This window comes from Ruegeria arenilitoris (assembly GCF_013035425.1).
In the GTDB taxonomy this organism is placed as follows: Bacteria; Pseudomonadota; Alphaproteobacteria; order Rhodobacterales; family Rhodobacteraceae; genus Ruegeria; species Ruegeria arenilitoris_A.
This window is the reverse complement of the sequence record NZ_WQHX01000001.1, coordinates 1,075,524-1,090,272: the sequence shown is the minus strand read 5'-3', so window position 1 is coordinate 1,090,272 and position 14,749 is coordinate 1,075,524. Positions and strand designations below refer to the sequence as shown.

The following is a 14,749-nucleotide window of genomic DNA, read 5'->3' as shown; positions in this document are numbered from 1 at the left end:
ATCAATTTCAAAAAAAGTAAATGCGCATTCCAAATCTGTTCACAAAGGCCATTTTTTCGGTGCGCATTTAACATTCGGATTGCGTGGCGGTCCGCTTTTCATTTTAGCGCTCCACACCGCTTGCACTTCCATTGGATGTGCCAAACCCTTCAGCAACTGCAACAAGCAAGAAACGCGAAATCATCTGGTTGCCCCGCCCCTCACGCTTGGATATCTAGCGTTTCAACCTATTTCCCCGAACCAGAGGACGCGACATGGCCGCCTATCAATATGTCTACCACATGCAGGGTGTTTCCAAGACTTATCCCGGTGGCAAAAAGTGCTTTGAAAACATTCACCTAAGCTTTCTTCCCGGCGTGAAAATCGGTGTCGTCGGCGTCAATGGCGCGGGTAAATCGACATTGATGAAGATAATGGCAGGCCTCGACAAGGATTTCACCGGTGAAGCTTGGGCCGCCGAGGGTGCAAAAGTTGGCTACCTGCCGCAAGAACCACAGCTGGATGAAACGCTCACTGTCCGCGAAAACGTCATGCTGGGCGTGGCCGCGAAAAAGGCCAAAGTCGACCGCTTCAACGAAATCGCCATGGAAATCGCCGAGAACTACTCGGACGAACTGATGGAAGAGATGACAACTCTACAGGATGCAATCGACGCCGAGAACCTGTGGGACCTCGACAGCCAGATCGACGTTTCGATGGAGGCGCTTCGTTGCCCGCCGGACGATGCTGAAATCGCCAAGCTTTCAGGGGGTGAGAAACGGCGCGTGGCGCTCTGCAAACTGCTGCTCGAAGCGCCCGACATGCTGCTGCTCGACGAACCGACCAACCACTTGGATGCCGAGACCATTGCATGGCTTCAACAGCACCTGATCGACTACAAGGGCACCATCCTGATCGTCACCCACGACCGCTACTTCCTGGATGATATCACAGGATGGATTCTCGAACTCGATCGGGGCCGCGGCATTCCGTACGAGGGTAACTACTCTGCTTGGCTGGAACAAAAGGCCAAACGGTTGGAGCAGGAAGCGCGCGAGGACAAGTCCAAGCAGAAGACCCTGCAGCGCGAACTGGAATGGATGCGTCAGGGTCAAAAGGCCCGTCAGGCCAAATCCAAGGCCCGGATCAACGCCTATAACGAATTGGCCGAGCAATCCGAACGCGAAAAGCTGACCCGCGCCCAGATCGTCATCCCCAACGGCCAGCGACTTGGCGGCAAGGTGATCGAGGTCGAAGGCTTGTCGAAACACATGGGCGACAAGCAACTGATCGAAGGGCTGGATTTCGCCCTGCCCCCCGGTGGCATTGTCGGCGTCATCGGCCCCAACGGTGCGGGTAAATCGACCCTGTTCAAGATGCTCACCGGTCAGGAACAGCCCGACAGCGGCACCATCACGCTGGGCGACACGGTCGAGCTATCCTATGTCGACCAGTCCCGCGACGACCTGAAAGACGGTGATACGGTTTGGGAGGCGATCACTGGCGGCGCCGAGATCATCCAATTGGGCGACGCGCAGGTCAATTCCCGCGCCTATTGCTCGTCGTTTAACTTCAAGGGTGGCGACCAGCAGAAAAAGGTCTCGCTGCTGTCGGGTGGTGAGCGCAACCGCGTCCACATGGCCCGCCTGCTGAAAGAGGGCGGCAACGTCCTGCTGCTCGACGAACCCACCAACGACCTCGACGTCGAAACCCTGCGCGCTCTGGAAGATGCCCTGGTCGATTTCGCCGGCTGCGCCGTCGTCATCTCACACGACCGCTTCTTCCTCGACCGGATTTGCACGCATATTCTTGCCTTCGAGGGTGACGCCCATGTGGAATGGTTCGAGGGCAACTTCGAGGATTACGAAGAAGACAAAAAGCGCCGTCTGGGACCAGACGCGCTGGAGCCCAAGCGGTTGAAGCATAAGAAGTTTGCGAGGTGATGGACTTTTCGGCGTTTCAAAAAAGAATTGCAAAGTTCAAAAAACCTGTTTGCAGATGCATGTACGTTTCACCGGATGGGGTAGGATGCAAGAATCCCCCCATCAAATCCCATTCTTTGCAAAAATCTGGAGCACTGAAACAGATTGCCGAAAGTGGACACGTATTGTCCATTCAACCAAATTTCACACCGCAAAAGGTCGATTGGGACTTCAGAAAGATTGGCCACTCACAAGCTTCTACTTTTCCGGGATACTGCAAGAAACATGACAGCGAATTGTTCGCGGATGTTGAGGATAGTTACAAAACCTTCGACGACAGGACTGTTGCGCTTTTAACTTTGAGGAGTATCTCACGTGAGTACTTCACTAAGCTCGCTCAAATCCGAATGTGGACTGAAGATGCTGCTCAAGCGGGATTCAAAAAAAGTCTTGGGGAGAACAGTTATGAACAACTCATTGACAATGCAAAGGCAGCTGGCAGAGAGCTAGCCAAGGCCAAATCTATTGTTGATAAAGCTCTAAGCGATAATGATTTCTCGAAAATCAGACATGTAGTCGCGTTTCACAAAGAACCTCTGCCGTTCACCTTCACCGGAGCATTCAACCCCGAGTACACGATGCAAGAGGAACCGATCCTACCAAGTGCCGACGAAGAATGGGGTTCTATATTTGCTTTCTGTGGAAACATAGGTGACTCATTTGTTACGCTTCTTTCAACCGTCACCACCATCGGTCAGGGCGAGTGCTCTAAATTCTTGGATAGTATCTCGGGTGAATACTCCAAGGATCGAAATTTTTGGTTAAATCTTGGCATCGAGTATGTCGAGAACAGTTTTTTTCGTCCCTCATGGGTCGCTGAACAAAGTGAAATCAAAAAGCTATTGATGATTGAAAAGTTTCGCGTCGAAAACAGTTTGAACGGCCAACGCGCGCCCAATTGTTTGATCGATCTGGAAATCTTCGACTAACAACATTTGTTTGCCGGGAATGAGCAAGCATAGGATGGGGTTTCACCCCATCACTCACTCAACGACCCTACTCAAACACCCGCACGATCTGTTCCCGCGTACCAAACAAATTCAAACCTTGATCACCCAAATAATGGGGCAAAACCCCATCCTACGGCTCTCCGAACGTGCCTTCGATGATCGCACCACTCCACTCCGGATCAACTCGGCCTGCGCGTATATCGCGATGGATTGACGAATACTCGCCAGCGGACGGTTAATTTTCACTCGGCGGATTTCCGATCAAAACACTTGTTGAGCCGTGAAAGCAAAGTGAATTCCCTACAATCTCTCTTGCCACATCCCCACCCTGATGCCATATCCAAAGGGCTAACGTTTTTCTATTTCGACCCACTGTCTCCTTCTACGGCGTTCAGTCATTCGATCCAGACCGACGACGCCAGGCTGCCGCAACCCGTGGGCAGCATTAAAACAGGAGACAACGGATATGCCCGCAGGCACCGTTAAATGGTTCAACGCCACCAAAGGCTATGGTTTCATCGCACCTGAAGAGGGCGGCAAGGATGTGTTTGTGCATATCTCGGCCGTGGAACGCTCGGGCCTGACCGGTCTGGCCGATAACCAAAAAGTCACTTACGAGCTGAGTTCGGGTCGTGACGGACGCGAAAGCGCTGACAATATCGAGCTGGCATAAGCTTCTGACAGGGCAAAGAAAAACTTTGCCCTGATCTTCAAAACTCGCACGAAGGTCCATTTTTTGTGTGACCTTCGGGTGACATCAAATTTCGGTGACGTTGCCTCAAGATTGTCCAAATCGTCTATCATGATGAAATTACGGTTATGATTTCTTGGTAGATTAATGAGGCCCACCATGTTTACCCGTCGTACTTTTCTGGCCACATCGGCTACGGCCAGCTTGTTGCCAAGTCTGGTCAACGCCAAGAAAGCCACTGAATATGATCCGACCCCGCAATTCGTTCGGATCAAGAAAGAGTTTCAGCCCGGTCAGTTGCTGGTCGTGCCACGCTCATTCTATTTGTATTTCGTCACCGAACCCCGCAAAGCAATCCGTTATGGCTGTGGTGTAGGTAGGGCTGGTTTGGAATTCACCGGAACAGCAACGATCGATGTCAAAAAAGAATGGCCAACCTGGCGTCCGACTGAAGAGATGATCGAGCGTGAACCGGTGACTTATGCCAAGTTCAAGGATAACGACTATGTCCAACCCGGCGGAAACGACAATCCGCTTGGCGCACGCGCCTTGTACTTGTTCCAGAACGGGGTCGATACGTACTTCCGCATTCACGGAACGACACAACCCCAAACCATTGGGCGGGCGGCATCAAATGGGTGTATCCGTATGCTCAATGAGCATGTGATCGACCTATATGCGCGCGTACCGATTGGAACTGTTGTAACTGTGGTCTGACGCAGTTACGAAGCAGACCAGTCCACATCTTTAGCCTGCTCAATACGCAGCAGCCCGTTTGGCCACGGGCGCGCCAATGACTTTGCCTGATCTTCAGTGCCTGTCAGCCAAGCTTGCACCTCTTCAGTTTTCAGCAGTACGCCCATTCGATGGTGGATCGGCTTCAGATCTTCATTGGGTTCGCAAGTCACAGCAGCGCATTGATCCACTCGAAGCCCACCCGGAGCCTGCCAGCTGTCTGTAATTGCCGCAAAGAAAAGTAGGGCGCCATCGGCTGAACTAATACGCCAAGCGGTCTTGCGACGCTTTTCTCCTGTCCATTCGTACCAGCCGTCCACCGGTATAACCGCGCGGCCGACATCAGAAAATGCCGACTTATCAAACACTGTTTCGGATCGAGCATTGATAATGGTTTCCATTACGGGGCGGCCACGCGCGTTTACACGACCTACCGGGATCATTCCCCATCGCATCAAAACAAGGTTGTCCCCGTTGAAGACGATCACTTCCTGACCGGGCTGTATATTCCGGCGTGGCGGTTGCGTTGGCATCGTATTCTGCGTGCTCAATGCGTCTGCGATCTCGGAAACAGGTCTTGTCAGAAAAAGGCGCCCCGGCATTACTCAATCCTGCTTTGTTGCATCTACGAGTTCCAAAACGATCGGGCCTAGAGCTTCAACTATCCGAGCCACGCCCTCTGAGTTCGGGTGAATGCCATCGGATTGCATGAACTGGTTTGCAGCGCGTAAGTCACCGCCCGCCTGTAACCCTTCGAAAAAGCTGTCTGCATACAACACCTGATATTGTTGCGCCAAATCCGGGAAAATAGCATCAAAAGTCTGTTTATAATCAGGGCCATAATTTCCGGGTGCCTGCATGCCAATCAATAAAACCTCGACGTCTGCTTCCTGAGCGGATGACAAAATTGACTCGACATTTGCGCGTGAGACAGAGGGGTCGATACCCCGCAGCAGATCGTTGCCTCCTAGCGCCACGATCATGCCGTCTACCTCGGGCGTCAAAGTCCATCCAACCCGTGCCGCACCGCCTGCCGTCGTGTCACCAGAAACGCCTGCGTTGATAAGCCGGACATTTGCGCCTTGATCGACCAACCATCTCTGTAACTGAGGAACAAAACCATCCTGCTCGAGCAATCCAAAACCTTGTGTTAAAGAATCTCCTAGCGCAGCAATAACAACCTGTTCGGCTGTGGCTGCAAAACCGCAACAGACAAAAAGTCCCGACATCAAAGCCTTGCGTATCACTTCTACCGCTCCATATCCCATCCTATCGCCTTTGTTCGGAACAACCGATGACAAAACCAATTCTTGAGCTCCAAAATGCCTCATTATCATTGGATGGCAATGCCGGCAGAGTGGATATACTGCATGAAATAAACCTGATCGTTACCGAAGGGGAAACTCTGGGTTTGGTTGGGCCTTCCGGTTCGGGAAAATCGTCCCTTTTGATGCTTATGGGCGGGCTGGAACAAGCAACGGGTGGTTCAATACTGGCTCTGGACAATGATCTGACCAACATGGACGAAAACGCTCTGGCGCGGTTTCGCCGCGACACGATGGGCGTGGTCTTTCAAAACTTTCACTTGATGCCAACGATGACAGCACTGGAAAATGTTGCCACACCGCTGGAATTGGCCGGACACAAAGACGCTTTCGCACGTGCTGAATCCGAACTGCAAGCAGTTGGCTTGTCACATCGGAGAGATCACTATCCCGCGCAAATGTCAGGCGGAGAGCAACAACGTGTTGCGCTGGCCCGTGCTGCGGCTCCTCGGCCCCGGATATTGTTGGCCGATGAGCCGACCGGGAACTTGGACGAAAGGAATGGATCTGCAATAATTGAACTGTTGTTCGGATTACGCGATCGGCACGGAGCGACCTTGGTTCTCGTTACACACAGCCATTCGCTCGCCCAGAAATGCGACAGGGTTGTTCGCTTACGCGATGGACGAATTGCCGAGGAAATGAAACGCGAGGCTGCGGAATGAGCTTGCCCTTGGCAGCGCGCCTGGCCCGGCGCGAACTGCGCGGAGGTTTTCAAGGATTTCGGATATTCCTCGCGTGTTTGGCGTTAGGGGTCGCTGCAATTACCGCAGTCGGATCGGTACGTCAGGCGATACAATCAGGGCTAACGCAGGAAGGCGCTACGCTTCTAGGCGGTGAGGCGCAATTGGAATTCACTTATCGATTTGCGACCAAAGACGAACGGGCGTGGATGGATCAAACGGCGCAGGCAGTTTCCGAAGTTGTTGATTTCCGATCTATGGCTGTTACGCGCAAGCCCCAAACGGAACGGGGGCTGACCCAAGTTAAAGCCATAGATTCCGCCTATCCGCTACTAGGCACCGTCCAGTTAGACCCTCCAATGCCTTTATTTGAGGCATTGGAGGGTGATAACGGCCTACCAGGCGCAGTAATGGCACCGGCGCTTATCGATCGGTTGGGCATGTCCAAAGGGGATTTATTTGCTCTGGGAACACAGGAATTTATCTTGATGGCGGCCATTGTCGATGAACCCGACGCAGCCGCCGACGGATTTGCCTTGGGGCCTCGAACGTTGGTGCGGACGACTGACTTGCAGGCTTCGGGATTATTGGAACCGGGAACGCTGTTTTCCACTAAGTACCGATTGGATCTGCCGCAAGACAGCGATCTTGCGGCTTTGTCTGTTAAAGCTGGCGACGCGTTTGAGGGAACCGGAATGCGCTGGACCGACGCCCGCAATGGTGCACCTGGTATTGCCGACTTCGTTGCCCGACTCAGCGCATTTTTGGTGTTAGTTGGGCTGGCAGGATTGGCCGTCGGGGGTATCGGAGTTTCGGCAGCGGTACGCGCCTATCTAGCGGGGAAAACGGCAACTATCGCGACGTTGCGCACCCTTGGCGCTGACCGTGCAACAATATTCCAAACATACCTGATCCAGATCGGGGTTTTATCCGGAATCGGCATTCTATTGGGTCTGGTTTTGGGCAGTATGCTACCTTTGGTTTTAGCACCGTTGATCGAAAGTCGCTTACCGGTTCCAGCAGTTTTCACGCTCTATCCCGGCCCATTGTTAGAGGCTGCGATTTATGGAGCAATGACCGCGTTTCTGTTCACTCTCTGGCCATTGGCGCGAACCGAAGAAGTCCGCGCAGCGACTCTTTTTCGAGATGCGCTAAGCACAGCCCGAGCTATACCAAGACCTGTTTATCTAGCGGCCAATGGCGTTGCGTTGGCAATTTTGGTTGGCGCGGCAGTTTGGTTTACTGCCTCTGTCAGACTGACACTTTGGACAGCAGGAGGAATTGCCGGAGCTTTGCTGTTGTTGTCTATAGCAGCATTTGCAATTCGGTGGTTAGCACGCGTCGGTGGCCGTCGATCACGCGGTCACGCTCCGTTACGATGGGCTCTTTCCGCGATCTCGGGGCAGAAAGAGGGGGCTGGATCAGTCGTTTTATCACTCGGGTTGGGCCTGTCTGTTTTGGCCGCGGTCGGACAGATTGACGGCACATTACGTAATGCCATTTCTGGCAATTTGCCGGACGTGGCGCCTTCTTACTTTTTTGTCGACATCCAAAAAGATCAGATGCCGGGTTTTTCAGAACGTCTGGAATCAGACCCTGCTGTAAACCGCATCGATAGCGCACCCATGCTTCGCGGTATCATAACCCAAATCAACGGTAAGCCAGCGCAAGAGGTCGCAGGAGGTCACTGGGTTCTAGAGGGAGACCGGGGAATAACCTATTCCGAAGATTTGCCCGATAACACGCGTATCACGTCGGGCACTTGGTGGCCTAATGGGTACAATGGGCCACCGCAGGTCAGCTTTGCCGCAGAAGAAGCGCTTGAGATGGGATTGCGCCTTGGCGACGAATTGACTGTGAACATCCTTGGCCGCGATATTACCGCTGAACTTACATCGTTTCGTGAGGTCGACTTCTCGAACGCCGGGATAGGTTTCATTATGTCGATGAACCCTTCTGCACTTGCAGGTGCGCCGCACAGTTTCATCGCGACAGTCTATGCTGAAGAACAGGCCGAGACCGCAATTCTACGTGATTTGGCAGGCAAGTATCCTAACATCACCGCGATTAGAGTGCGGGATGCGATCGATCAGGTATCCGGCCTTTTGGCCGGTCTTGCAGCCGCTACTTCATACGGTGCAGGTATCTCTTTGTTGACCGGTTTTCTGGTTTTGATAGGCGCCGCAGCCGCAGGTGAACCAGCTCGTCGTTACGAGGCAGCAGTTTTAAAGACACTGGGTGCCGACCGAAGAAGCATCCTTACCAGCTTTGCTTTGCGGTCGATCTTGCTGGGTGCCGCAGCTGGGTTGGTTGCTCTATTCACGGGCATATTAGGTGGGTGGGCAGTAGCCAAGTATATTTTTGACACCGAATTCGCGGTCATCTGGCCATCAGCGCTTGCCATCATTTTCACCGGTATATTTGTAACGCTTGGTGCGGGATTGGCCTTTGCATTGCAGCCTCTTTCCGTACGCCCGGCACGCGTGCTGCGGGCGAGCGACTGAACTCAGCGCGCGCAGGCGACAGGCCGGAGTATTTTTAGCAGTGGATCATTGTCACAAACCAACGCGTCCAGTGTGATCGCGTCCAACGACGCATAAAACACCTCTGCCGCATCTTGCAGCGCCACACGCAATCTACAGGCTTTTGTCAGCGGACAAGTATTGTCGGCATCGGCGAAGCACTCTGCAATCGGCAACGCGCCCTCGACATCGCGAAACACCGAACCTATGCGGATCTGATCAGCAGGTACCGCGAGCATCATTCCGCCATTTCGGCCTCGCTGCGTGCTGAGGTATTTTAACTGGCTAAGTTGATTGATGACTTGCGCCAGATGGTTTTCTGAGATGTTGCAAACTTCGGCAATCTCGGATTTCGTGACCAGCCTGTCTTGATGGGCTGCGCAATACATCAGCAAGCGCACTGCGATATTGGTACGTTTGGTAATTCGCATGGCTTCCTCCCAGAAAGTTGATAACGCCTTATTGCATGTCTATGGAAAAAGCGGTTTGACATGCATCAATCGCTCTGAGGACTATCCGGCAAATGGCAGACCCTTATTTCTTTGGTTACGGCAGCCTTGTGAACCTTGCCACGCACGACTTTCCCAACCCCCGTCCGGCGCGATTGAAGGGTTGGCGAAGGGCATGGCGGCACACAGATTTGCGTCCGGTTGCCTTCTTGACGGCGATTCCAGATGCCGAATCCGAGATCGAAGGTATGATCGCGCATGTCCCACGGAATGACTGGAACGCTTTGGATGAACGCGAATGGGCGTATGACCGCGTTTCTGCGACGCAATCAATAACCCATCCCTTAACACATGAAGTCGAAATCGCAGTCTACGCGGTGCCAAATCACAAACATAGCGAGCCGTCAGAAATGCACCCTTTGTTGCTCAGCTACATTGATGTGGTCATTCAGGGTTACTTGCGTGCATTTGGCCCAGAGGGGGCCGACCGGTTCTTTGCCACAACCGATGGTTGGGATGCACCCATTCTAAATGATCGGCACGAACCCCGTTACCAGCGTCATCAAAAGTTGACTGATTTGGAGTCAAACTTTGTCGATACACGTTTACAAAGCGTTTCCGCAAAGTTGATACAGGCAACTTGAAAACAGACGCGGGCTCTCCGTTCTACACATCAGCAATGATCTAGTTTTGTAGGTTCAGTTGCGCGCGCGGATAACTTGCAGCAATGGCAGCAAGGTTGCCATTTCCGGCCCTCGTTCCATGCCGGTCAATGCCTTTCGTAACGGCATGAAAAGCCCTTTGCCCTTTCGGCCCGTTACCTCTTTGACAGCTTTGGTCCAATCCCCCCAAGTTTCGCCGTCAAAAGGGCCCTCGGGTAATAGGGCCATCGCCTCTGAAACGAAATCGCGATCTTCATCATCGATCAATGGCTCTGCCCCGTCCCGGCACAGCTCCCACCAGCCTTTTAGATCAGCCAGTGTTGTGATGTTCTCGCGCGCCATGGCCCAGAATGGCTCGGCCAGTTCTGGGGGAACACCTGCATCTGCGACAGCATCAGAGACTTCGGACAAAGTCAGAGATTGCAAGTGTTTTGCAGTTAACGGGAATAGGTCCTGTACATCAAACTTAGTTGGTGCCGCACCAAAACGGCTGAGATCAAACCCATCTACCAACTCAGCCATATCCGCCCGCAGCTCGACCGGATCAGAAGACCCTAAACGCGCCATCAAGCTTAGTAACGCCATTGGCTGGACACCTTGTTCGCGTAAATCGCGAAGGGCCAGTGTGCCCAAACGCTTGGACAGTGCTTCACCTTGAGGACCAGTCAGCAGCGAATGGTGCGCAAAATTTGGACACTGACCGCCCAGCGCATCGATAATTTGAATCTGAGTTGCCGTGTTAGTCACGTGGTCCGAACCACGCACAACATCAGTCACCCCCATCTCAGTATCATCCACGACAGACGCGATAGTATAGAGAACCTGTCCGTCACCGCGGATCAGCACCGGATCCGACACCGAAGCTGCGTCAATTGAGATGTCACCGAGAATTCCATCGGTCCACTCGATCCGTTCGTGGTTCAGTTTAAAACGCCAAACACCATTGCCACGTTCTGCGCGCAAGGCCTCTTTTTCGGCGTCCGACAGATTCAGTGCCGCGCGATCATAGACCGGCGGCTTGCCCATATTCAGTTGTTTCTTTCGCTTTAGGTCCAATTCTGTCGGGGTTTCAAACGCCTCATAAAAGCGTCCTATTTCACGGAGTTTTTCCGCAGCCTCGGCATAACGGTCCAAACGTTCCGATTGTCTTTCAACCCTATCCCAATTCAGCCCCAGCCATTCAAGGTCTTGCTTTATGGCGTCGACATATTCTTCCTTTGACCGTTCTGGGTCGGTGTCATCGATACGCAAAATGAATGTACCACCCGCTTTTCGGGCAATCAGATAATTCATCAGAGCGGTGCGCAGGTTGCCCACATGGATGTAACCAGTGGGCGACGGGGCAAAACGGGTCGTTGTCATGGATGTCTCCTGTTGGCGCGGCTCTTGTCACACAAGCGCGAATTTGTCCAGCAGCAGCTTTCAGGTCGGTTTGACGGGCCAACGAGTATTCAAATCTTCAAGCCCCGCCAATATAAGTTCGGAAAGAACCTCCAGATCAATATCCGAAAGCTTGTTCACGTGAAGGCATGACTTGCCCATCTTGTGCTTTCCCAACCGGGACAGGATGTGATTGAAGTCGTTGTATCCAGGCATGATATATATCGAATGCGCCGCTTTTCGGGGTGAAAATCCAGTGGCAAGAAAGTCACCCTCGCGACCAGATGAATAGCGGTAATGGTATTGCCCATAGCCAACGATGGAAGACCCCCAAATCACCGGTGAAAACCCTGAAACTCGGCGAAACAAGGCATCCAAGGTACGCGCCTCTTGCGCCTTTTTTTCTGGCTCCACGTTTTCCAGAAAATCACCAATCTTCAGATCGGTCGCTACGGTTTTGTTTTTGGATGACGGCATGAACAAAAATTAACATGCATTGTTCATTCACGCAGCCCAATTAGCGTAAGTACGAACTGGCAAACGAATCTCGCCGCGCTAGTTCTCTTCTAAATTTTCACAGGGAGAAAGTAATATGGCCATCAAATTAACTCGCAGAAGGGCACTGGGCGCTGCAGCCTCCTTGCCTTTCGCCGCCGCGGCAGCACCCGTTCTGGCAGCGGGAACCGAAACCAAAGCCAACTCAACAGTCGCCAAGTCTTTTAAATTGGGTGATTTCACTGTGACCACACTGTTGGACGGCAGCCTGCCACGCGACGGAGCCAAGGAAATCTTTGGCGGCGGCGCGACGGACGAGGAATTTGCGAAGGTTTCAGCCGAGAATTTTATTTCTGCCGACGCCGCGCAGTTTTTCTTTACACCTACGCTGGTGAATACAGGTTCCGAATTGGTGCTATTCGATACGGGCCTTGGACAAGGCGGCATTCAAGCCGCGCTTGCTGATGCAGGCGTTACACCCGACCAGATAGACGTGGTAGTTCTGACGCACATGCACCCTGATCACATCGGCGGCATGACTACCAATGACGCGGCTACATTTGCGAATGCGCGCTATGTAACCGCAGCACCTGAATACGACTTCTGGTCCGCCCAAGAAGCCGGCAACAGGGTGGGCGATCTGGTGGCTTCAAAAGTGACGCCCTTGGCTGAAAAAATGACCTTTGTCGAGGATGGAGCGGACGTAGTGTCCGGTGTCACCGCAATGGCAACCTACGGCCATACGCCCGGTCATATGGTTTATCATCTGGAAAGCAATGGACAACGTCTGATACTCACTGCGGACTTAGCCAACCATTATGTTTGGTCCTTCGCCCACCCTGAATGGGAAGTTCGCTTTGATATGGACAAGGCAGCGGCAACTCAGGCACGCCGCAAAATTCTTGGACTGCTGGCCGCGGACAAAGTGCCGATGATCGGATATCACATGCCTTTTCCCGCAGCTGGATATGTAGAAACACGTGGCGACGGTTACCGATTCGTTCCTGTTAGCTATCAGATGATGGGCTAAAGCCTCAATAACCAGGGTCCGGCCGCACCTTCGAGCCATCCGTAAACCGAGACAATCGAAAGGCGGTCGGATCAACACAGGGGTTGGTTTGCAAGGTCAGGTCGGCCGCCAGACGCCCGGCTCCTGGTCCAATCCCAAAGCCGTGGCCGGAAAAACCCGTTGCAATAACCATTCCGGGCATATCGTCAACGCGGGAAATCACTGGAATAGCATCCGGTGTGACGTCAATCATACCTGCCCAACTTTGGACAATCTCGGTCTTCTCTAACGCTGGGAAACCGTTCCGAGCGCTTTTCCAGGCCGATCGTAGTGCACGTTTTGACGGTTCCGGGTCCAGAACCCGGCAATGCTCAAACGGGGTGACATCCGTCGGCAACCAAGACCGATCCTGTCGCGCCTCTATTGCCCATCGTCGTGACAGTCGAAAACGCAGAGATCGCCACTCCTGCGCAAAGGCCGGTAAGAATTGGATGCCCAACCGGAAACTATCCGGCACAAGATCCACCGTATTTTCGTGGCCGGATGCGATGGTATAGCCTCCATCAACACGTTTTCGGATGGCAAAACTATCGGACCACAATGCGATTTCTGGCCCATCCTCCGCGGAAGAAGTCCGCATTACTGTATTCAGGATTTTGAGTTGCGGTAGATTGATGCCGGCGTTTCCCGCGAACAGACGCGACCATGCTCCGCCCGCCAGCACGACATTCTGACACGCCACCCGCCCACGCTCCGTGAAAACACCGGCCACACGGCCCGCTTGAGTATCGACACTGCGAACAGCACAGTTGGTTACAATTGACGCGCTCTTGTCTCGGGCAGCCTCTGCAATCGCGGGGGCCGCAAATTGTGGTTCTGCCCTTCCGTCCTGAGGCATGTAAAGCCCACAATCAAATTCACTCGTGCTGCCGGGTATTAGCTGTTTCAGTTCAGCGCCTGACACCAGTTTGGCGCCAGTCTGCATACCTTCGACATGTCGCATCCATCTTTCGATTTGTCCGCGTGACCTTGCGCCTGATGCACCAAAAACAATGCCTGAATTCTTGTAACCGGTATTGCGTCCGGTACGGTCGTCGATCCCCTGCCAGATGCTAATGGATCGTTGCATCAATGGTATTTCCCGAGGGTCACGCATACCTAAGCGTACCCAACCCCAGTTGCGCGAACTTTGTTCGCCGGCAATCTGGCCCTTTTCACAAAGAAGGACAGAGACCCCGCGCTCTGCGAGTTCCAATGCCGTACTGACCCCAATAATACCGCCGCCGATAACAACAACATCGACTTGTTTGGGAAGATTCAGATCCGACTCAATGTGGGTAGTCTTGGGGCCTGGCATTTACAATTGAATTCACGTTCCTGAGGCCGTCATGGAGCCCTAGACAACTGATACTGGCAATGCCAAAAAATCTCAGCCCAAAGAATTACCTCGACGTGTGTCCATTGGGCCAAAGTCCAGCTTTAGTTGGAGTCTTGGAGTTGTACGAACGCGATTGGAATTTACAATTAGCCTGAGAGCAAGGTCATCTTCTTAAACGGCGCAACACCTAGGCCTGTTATTGTCTTCGTGTCGCCGAGGCAGTTTGTTCCTGCGCACGATTATCCGTGAAGTTTGAGCCGCTTTGTTTGTCGGATCCGAACGCATCAGGTTTTTCACCGCCCAATATGTCGGCGATCGCCGAGTCGAGGGCGACTTCATCAAGTTCTCGCGCCGCGGACTCCATCGTTTTGTAGCGTGCCGGCGCATGAAGCGGCTTATCGTAACCATCAATCATTTCGACCACCAAAACCCTTAACTGCACCTTGAACAAATGGTGCATTCACACGTTTACGCAGTATTACAATTCTGGCATCTGTCCAGTGAACCGT

General features: G+C 53.0%; 16 protein-coding genes. 9 read left to right on the top strand and 7 right to left on the bottom strand.

Annotated features, from left to right (window positions below):
- Window positions 1-254: 254 nt before the first annotated feature.
- The 5 genes from ettA (at window position 255) to GOV45_RS05295 (ending at window position 4,319) form a co-directional block, all read left to right on the top strand.
- Entirely contained in the window at window positions 255-1,922 is a 1,668-nt protein-coding gene (gene ettA, locus GOV45_RS05315) for an energy-dependent translational throttle protein EttA (protein WP_170475170.1), read from the top strand.
- Between the two features lie 59 nt (window positions 1,923-1,981).
- Window positions 1,982-2,890 carry a hypothetical protein gene (locus GOV45_RS05310; protein WP_170475167.1) on the top strand — a complete coding sequence of 303 codons (909 nt, stop codon included), beginning with the start codon at window positions 1,982-1,984 and terminating at the stop codon, window positions 2,888-2,890.
- 19 nt (window positions 2,891-2,909) lie between these two features.
- Window positions 2,910-3,125 carry a hypothetical protein gene (locus tag GOV45_RS05305; RefSeq protein WP_170475164.1) on the top strand — a complete coding sequence of 72 codons (216 nt, stop codon included), beginning with the start codon at window positions 2,910-2,912 and terminating at the stop codon, window positions 3,123-3,125.
- A gap of 252 nt (window positions 3,126-3,377) precedes the next feature.
- The gene (locus GOV45_RS05300) at window positions 3,378-3,584 is read left to right on the top strand and encodes a cold-shock protein (RefSeq protein WP_170475162.1); all 207 of its coding nucleotides are present in this window, start codon (window positions 3,378-3,380) and stop codon (window positions 3,582-3,584) included.
- A 177-nt stretch (window positions 3,585-3,761) separates the two neighbouring features.
- Window positions 3,762-4,319, top strand: coding sequence for a L,D-transpeptidase (locus GOV45_RS05295; RefSeq protein WP_170475158.1), 558 nt, complete (start codon window positions 3,762-3,764; stop codon window positions 4,317-4,319).
- A 5-nt stretch (window positions 4,320-4,324) separates the two neighbouring features.
- Here GOV45_RS05295 and GOV45_RS05290 read toward each other — a convergent pair whose 3' ends face one another.
- Window positions 4,325-4,939 (bottom strand): SOS response-associated peptidase, encoded by a 615-nt coding sequence (locus tag GOV45_RS05290; RefSeq protein ID WP_170475155.1) that lies wholly within the window; start codon window positions 4,937-4,939, stop codon window positions 4,325-4,327.
- Window positions 4,940-4,942: 3 nt separating this feature from the next.
- Window positions 4,943-5,605: an arylesterase gene (locus GOV45_RS05285; protein ID WP_170475400.1), complete on the bottom strand. Its 663-nt coding sequence runs from the start codon at window positions 5,603-5,605 to the stop codon at window positions 4,943-4,945.
- A gap of 26 nt (window positions 5,606-5,631) precedes the next feature.
- Between GOV45_RS05285 and GOV45_RS05280 the strand changes: the two genes are divergently transcribed.
- On the top strand, window positions 5,632-6,327 hold the full coding sequence (locus GOV45_RS05280; RefSeq protein ID WP_170475153.1) for an ABC transporter ATP-binding protein: 696 nt from the start codon (window positions 5,632-5,634) through the stop codon (window positions 6,325-6,327).
- Entirely contained in the window at window positions 6,324-8,849 is a 2,526-nt protein-coding gene (locus GOV45_RS05275; RefSeq protein WP_170475150.1) for an ABC transporter permease, read from the top strand. Before GOV45_RS05280 ends, GOV45_RS05275 begins: the two co-directional genes overlap by 4 nt.
- A gap of 2 nt (window positions 8,850-8,851) precedes the next feature.
- Here GOV45_RS05275 and GOV45_RS05270 read toward each other — a convergent pair whose 3' ends face one another.
- Complete coding sequence (locus tag GOV45_RS05270; protein ID WP_170475147.1) at window positions 8,852-9,298, bottom strand: RrF2 family transcriptional regulator; 447 nt, start codon at window positions 9,296-9,298, stop codon at window positions 8,852-8,854.
- Window positions 9,299-9,390: 92 nt separating this feature from the next.
- Between GOV45_RS05270 and GOV45_RS05265 the strand changes: the two genes are divergently transcribed.
- Window positions 9,391-9,960: a gamma-glutamylcyclotransferase family protein gene (locus tag GOV45_RS05265; RefSeq protein ID WP_170475144.1), complete on the top strand. Its 570-nt coding sequence runs from the start codon at window positions 9,391-9,393 to the stop codon at window positions 9,958-9,960.
- 54 nt (window positions 9,961-10,014) lie between these two features.
- Here the strand turns inward: GOV45_RS05265 and gltX are convergent, their stop codons facing one another.
- Window positions 10,015-11,340 (bottom strand): glutamate--tRNA ligase, encoded by a 1,326-nt coding sequence (gene gltX / locus GOV45_RS05260; RefSeq protein ID WP_170475141.1) that lies wholly within the window; start codon window positions 11,338-11,340, stop codon window positions 10,015-10,017.
- A gap of 60 nt (window positions 11,341-11,400) precedes the next feature.
- The gene (locus GOV45_RS05255; RefSeq protein WP_170475138.1) at window positions 11,401-11,835 is read right to left on the bottom strand and encodes a DUF1801 domain-containing protein; all 435 of its coding nucleotides are present in this window, start codon (window positions 11,833-11,835) and stop codon (window positions 11,401-11,403) included.
- A 115-nt stretch (window positions 11,836-11,950) separates the two neighbouring features.
- On the opposite strand from GOV45_RS05255, the gene GOV45_RS05250 reads away from it, so the two are divergent.
- On the top strand, window positions 11,951-12,883 hold the full coding sequence (locus GOV45_RS05250) for an MBL fold metallo-hydrolase (RefSeq protein ID WP_170475135.1): 933 nt from the start codon (window positions 11,951-11,953) through the stop codon (window positions 12,881-12,883).
- A gap of 4 nt (window positions 12,884-12,887) precedes the next feature.
- Here the strand turns inward: GOV45_RS05250 and GOV45_RS05245 are convergent, their stop codons facing one another.
- Both GOV45_RS05245 and GOV45_RS05240 read right to left on the bottom strand, forming a co-directional pair.
- Complete coding sequence (locus tag GOV45_RS05245; RefSeq protein ID WP_170475132.1) at window positions 12,888-14,219, bottom strand: NAD(P)/FAD-dependent oxidoreductase; 1,332 nt, start codon at window positions 14,217-14,219, stop codon at window positions 12,888-12,890.
- A gap of 217 nt (window positions 14,220-14,436) precedes the next feature.
- Window positions 14,437-14,700: a hypothetical protein gene (locus GOV45_RS05240; protein ID WP_170475129.1), complete on the bottom strand. Its 264-nt coding sequence runs from the start codon at window positions 14,698-14,700 to the stop codon at window positions 14,437-14,439.
- Window positions 14,701-14,749 lie beyond the last annotated feature (49 nt).

Excerpts from the sequence above, each read along its gene's own strand:
- ettA (WP_170475170.1), top strand. The coding sequence starts at position 255 with ATGGCCGCCTATCAATATGTCTACCACATGCAGGGTGTTTCCAAGACT.
- GOV45_RS05310 (WP_170475167.1), top strand. The coding sequence starts at position 1,982 with ATGTACGTTTCACCGGATGGGGTAGGATGCAAGAATCCCCCCATCAAA.
- GOV45_RS05305 (WP_170475164.1), top strand. The coding sequence starts at position 2,910 with ATGAGCAAGCATAGGATGGGGTTTCACCCCATCACTCACTCAACGACC.
- GOV45_RS05300 (WP_170475162.1), top strand. The coding sequence starts at position 3,378 with ATGCCCGCAGGCACCGTTAAATGGTTCAACGCCACCAAAGGCTATGGT.
- GOV45_RS05295 (WP_170475158.1), top strand. The coding sequence starts at position 3,762 with ATGTTTACCCGTCGTACTTTTCTGGCCACATCGGCTACGGCCAGCTTG.
- GOV45_RS05290 (WP_170475155.1), bottom strand. The coding sequence starts at position 4,939 with ATGCCGGGGCGCCTTTTTCTGACAAGACCTGTTTCCGAGATCGCAGAC.
- GOV45_RS05285 (WP_170475400.1), bottom strand. The coding sequence starts at position 5,605 with ATGGGATATGGAGCGGTAGAAGTGATACGCAAGGCTTTGATGTCGGGA.
- GOV45_RS05280 (WP_170475153.1), top strand. The coding sequence starts at position 5,632 with ATGACAAAACCAATTCTTGAGCTCCAAAATGCCTCATTATCATTGGAT.
- GOV45_RS05275 (WP_170475150.1), top strand. The coding sequence starts at position 6,324 with ATGAGCTTGCCCTTGGCAGCGCGCCTGGCCCGGCGCGAACTGCGCGGA.
- GOV45_RS05270 (WP_170475147.1), bottom strand. The coding sequence starts at position 9,298 with ATGCGAATTACCAAACGTACCAATATCGCAGTGCGCTTGCTGATGTAT.
- GOV45_RS05265 (WP_170475144.1), top strand. The coding sequence starts at position 9,391 with ATGGCAGACCCTTATTTCTTTGGTTACGGCAGCCTTGTGAACCTTGCC.
- gltX (WP_170475141.1), bottom strand. The coding sequence starts at position 11,340 with ATGACAACGACCCGTTTTGCCCCGTCGCCCACTGGTTACATCCATGTG.
- GOV45_RS05255 (WP_170475138.1), bottom strand. The coding sequence starts at position 11,835 with ATGCCGTCATCCAAAAACAAAACCGTAGCGACCGATCTGAAGATTGGT.
- GOV45_RS05250 (WP_170475135.1), top strand. The coding sequence starts at position 11,951 with ATGGCCATCAAATTAACTCGCAGAAGGGCACTGGGCGCTGCAGCCTCC.
- GOV45_RS05245 (WP_170475132.1), bottom strand. The coding sequence starts at position 14,219 with ATGCCAGGCCCCAAGACTACCCACATTGAGTCGGATCTGAATCTTCCC.
- GOV45_RS05240 (WP_170475129.1), bottom strand. The coding sequence starts at position 14,700 with ATGCACCATTTGTTCAAGGTGCAGTTAAGGGTTTTGGTGGTCGAAATG.